Raw genomic sequence first — 4,099 nt, forward strand, 5'->3', positions numbered from 1 at the left:
AGAGCCGACGCTCTTACAGGCGTGGTATGCGGCGCACGACGAGCGTCATCCGCAATTGGTCAACATGTATGGGCTTACCGAAGCGACTGTGCATGTGACGTATCGGCCGCTTCGACAACAAGACAGCGAGCAAGCGGGGAATCCGATTGGCGTACGGATCCCAGACCTGAAGATTTATCTGCTCGATGCGCACGGCCAGCCGGTGCCGCTGGGTGCGGTCGGTGAACTGTACATCGGTGGCGCAGGCGTCGCGCGCGGCTATCTGAACCGCCCGGCGCTGAGCGCTGAGCGCTTTGTGCCGGATCCGTTCTCCGATGACGCGGGTGCACGGCTGTATAAGACCGGGGATCTGGCGCGTTACCGACCGGACGGCAATCTGGAGTTTGTGGGGCGCAACGATGAGCAAGTGAAGATCCGCGGCTTTCGCATTGAACCGGGGGAGATCGAAGCGTGCTTAACGGCACATCCGCAGGTGCGTGATGCGGTGGTAGTAGCAACCGGTGAAGGCTCGGCGAAGCGGCTAGTGGCGTATGTGCAGGCCGAAGCGGACGAGCAGCTCGCGAGCACACTGCGCGCGCAGGTGGCGGCGAGCCTGCCCGAGTATATGGTGCCCAGCGCATTCGTGCGGCTCGATGCGTGGCCGCTGACGCCGAACGGCAAGCTCGATCGGCGTGCACTGCCCGAACCGGACGCTGACGCGTTGGCGCATCAAGCGTATGAAGCGCCACAAGGCGAGCTCGAGACGACGCTGGCGGCGATCTGGGCGGAGCTATTGGGTGTCGAGCGTGTGGGCCGGCACGATAGCTTCTTTGCGCTCGGGGGCCACTCGCTGCTGGCGGTGCGGTTGATGAACCGGGTGAGAATGCTCGGTGCCGACGTGCCGCTGGCGACCTTGTTTGCGACGCCCACGTTGGCCGCGTTTGCCGCGGTGCTCGACGCCCACTGGCAACAAGGCACCGAGGTGCGGCCCGAGATCACGCCGGTCTCACGTGACGGCAGTTTGCCGCTATCGTTCGCCCAGCAGCGGCTGTGGTTCCTCGCGCAGCTCAATGGGGTCAGTGAGTCGTATCATATGCCGCTGGCGCTACATGTGCGCGGGCCACTTGATCGGGCCGCATGGCAACAGGCATTGGATGCGTTGTTCGCGCGTCATGAAGCGCTACGCTCGACGTTTGTCAGTGTTGACGGTCAGCCGCAGGTGCGGCTGCTGCCGGCGCACACGGGTGTGCCGCTGCGCTGGCATGATCTGCGTGGGGTGCCAAACGCGGATGCGCAACTAGCCCGCTTGCGTCATGAAGCCGCGCACGTGCCCCTGGATCTGGCGCGCGGTCCGTTGATCCACGCGTGCGGCATTCAAGTGGCCGATGACGAACACGTAGTGCTGCTCACGCAACACCATATTGTGTCGGACGGCTGGTCGATCGGGGTGCTCGCGCGCGAGTTCAGTGCACTGTACGCGGCGAGCACAGCCGTCCAAGTCGATCCGCTGCCACCGCTGGCGGTTCAGTATCCGGACTATGCGGCGTGGCAACGACAATGGCTCACGGGTGAGCGGCTTCAAGCACAGAGCGACTATTGGCGTGCGACGCTGGCCGATGCGCCGGTGCTGCTGGCGCTCCCGACGGACCGGCCGCGCCCGGCACAACAGTCGTTTGCCGGCGCGCACGTGCCGGTGCAGATCGATGCGTCAACCATGCAAGCACTGAAGCGCTTGAGCGCGGAGCACGGCACCACGCTATTTATGACGGTGCTCGCTGCATGGAGCGCGGTGCTCGCACGCTTGTCGGGGCAGCACGACGTGGTCATCGGCACGCCCAGTGCCAATCGCGGGCATGCCGCCATCGAGCCGTTGATCGGCTTCTTTGTCAATACGCTGGCGTTGCGTGTCGACTTATCCGATGAGCCCAATACGAGCGAACTGCTCGCGCGCGTGCGGCGCACGACGTTGGACGCACAAGCGCACCAGGACCTGCCATTCGAGCAAGTGGTCGAGATCGTGCAACCGCCGCGCCGGCTCGATCATACGCCGCTGTTTCAGGTGATGTTCGCGTGGCAGAGCAATGAGCCAGGGCAGTGGCGCTTACCCGGGCTAGATGTCACGCCTGGTGAGCTTGACTACGACATGGTCAGGTTTGACCTGGAAATGCATCTGTATGAGGCAGGTGAGCAGATCATCGGGTCTTTGCACTATGCGAGTGCATTGTTTGACCGCGCGACGATTGAGCGGTATGTGGGGTATCTGACGACGATGTTGCAGGCGATGGTGGCCTGCCCACAGCAGCCGGTGGCAACGCTGCAGGTGCTGGGAGCGGATGAGCGTCAATTGCTGCTTCAGACATGGAATGCGATGACGGCTCCCTATCCAGCCCACCAGTGTCTTCATCGGTTGTTTGAGGCGCAGGTAGCGCGCAGCCCGGAAGCCACTGCGCTGGTATATGAAGCGCAGACACTCAGCTACGCAGAGCTGAACGCACGGGCCAATCGCCTCGCGCATCGGCTCATTGAATTAGGCGTTAAGCCGGATGCCCGAGTGGCGAGCTGCGTCGAGCGCTCGCCGGCAATGGTCGTGGGGCTATTGGCGATCCTGAAAGCCGGCGGCGCTTGTGTGCCACTTGATCCCGCGTACCCGTGCGAGCGCCTCGCGCATATTCTGCATGATGCCGCGCCAACGGTCGTCCTAGCTGATGCAACGGGCAGGGCCACGTTGGGGGAAGCGGTGCTTGCGTGCCGAATCGTACTTGAGCCGGATGTAGCGCTCGATCAAGTCGCACCCAACCCACGGGTAGCCGAACTGACTCCTCGCCATCTTGCCTATGTCATCTACACATCGGGTTCCACTGGCACGTCGAAGGGCGTGATGATCGAACATGTTCAAATTGCACGCTTATTCAAGGTTACAAAGCCTAACGGGATCCTCAATGACGATCAGGCGCTGATCCACCAACCACGAGGTTATAGCTTGGCGCCTGCCGATCGCGTTCTTCAAAAAACATCCTTTAACTTCGATATCTCAATTTGGGAGCTTTTTGAGACGTTGCTCAAGGGCGCGACCCTTGTTGTCGCAGACGCCGACGCTCATAAAGATCCTGTTGCCTTGAAGGATCTTATTGTCCAGGAGCGCATCACAACAGTTCACTTTGTGCCATCCATGCTCAGTATTTTTTTGGATGCGGAAGGTGTTCAGCGATGCACATCGGTAAAGCATTTGATTTGCAGTGGCGAAGCACTGCCCGGTGCGACTGTCCAGCGGTGTCAAACGCTGCTGCCTGATGCGCAAGTTCATAACTTGTATGGTCCCACTGAAAACGCCCTTGGTACCACGTTTTGGACCTGTCCAGTGGCCTGTACCGAGGACAATATTCCGATTGGGCGGCCAATCGTGAACACGCAGGTCTACCTGCTTGATGCATGCGGTCAGCCGGTGCCACTGGGGGCGGTCGGTGAGTTGTATATTGGTGGCGCCGGGGTCGCACGCGGTTATCTGAACCGCCCCGAGCTGAGCGCTGAGCGCTTTGTGCCGGATCCGTTCTCCGATGAAGCGGGGGCCCGGCTGTATAAGACCGGGGATCTGGCGCGTTACCGACCGGACGGCAATCTGGAGTTTGTGGGGCGCAATGATGAGCAAGTCAAGATCCGTGGCTTTCGCATTGAACCGGGTGAGATCGAAGCGTGCTTAACGGCGCACCCGCAGGTGCGCGACGCGGTGGTGGTGGCAACCGGTGAGGGTTCGGCGAAGCGGCTGGTGGCGTATGTGCAGGCCGAAGCGAACAAGCAGCTCGCGAGCACACTGCGCGCGCAGGTGGCGGCGAGCCTGCCCGAGTATATGGTGCCCAGCGCATTCGTGCGGCTCGATGCGTGGCCGCTGACGCCGAACGGCAAGCTCGATCGGCGTGCACTGCCCGAACCGGACGCTGACGCGCTGGTGCACCAAGCGTATGAAGCGCCACAAGGCGCGCTGGAGACGACGCTGGCGGCGATCTGGGCGGAGCTATTGGGTGTCGAGCGTGTGGGTCGGCACGATAGCTTCTTTGCGCTCGGGGGCCACTCGCTGCTCGCGGTGCGGTTGATGAACCGGGTGAGAATGCTCGGTGCCGACGTG

The 4,099-nt window shown here is 62.1% G+C and carries 1 pseudogene; it reads left to right on the plus strand.

From position 1 onward, the window contains the following. Nucleotides 1-52: 52 nt before the first annotated feature. Nucleotides 53-4,099 (plus strand): annotated as a pseudogene (locus KQH55_RS16400) (amino acid adenylation domain-containing protein); the annotation flags it as partial.

Origin of the sequence: Mycetohabitans sp. B3 (genome assembly GCF_021498065.1) — a bacterium.
GTDB lineage: Bacteria > Pseudomonadota > Gammaproteobacteria > Burkholderiales > Burkholderiaceae > Mycetohabitans.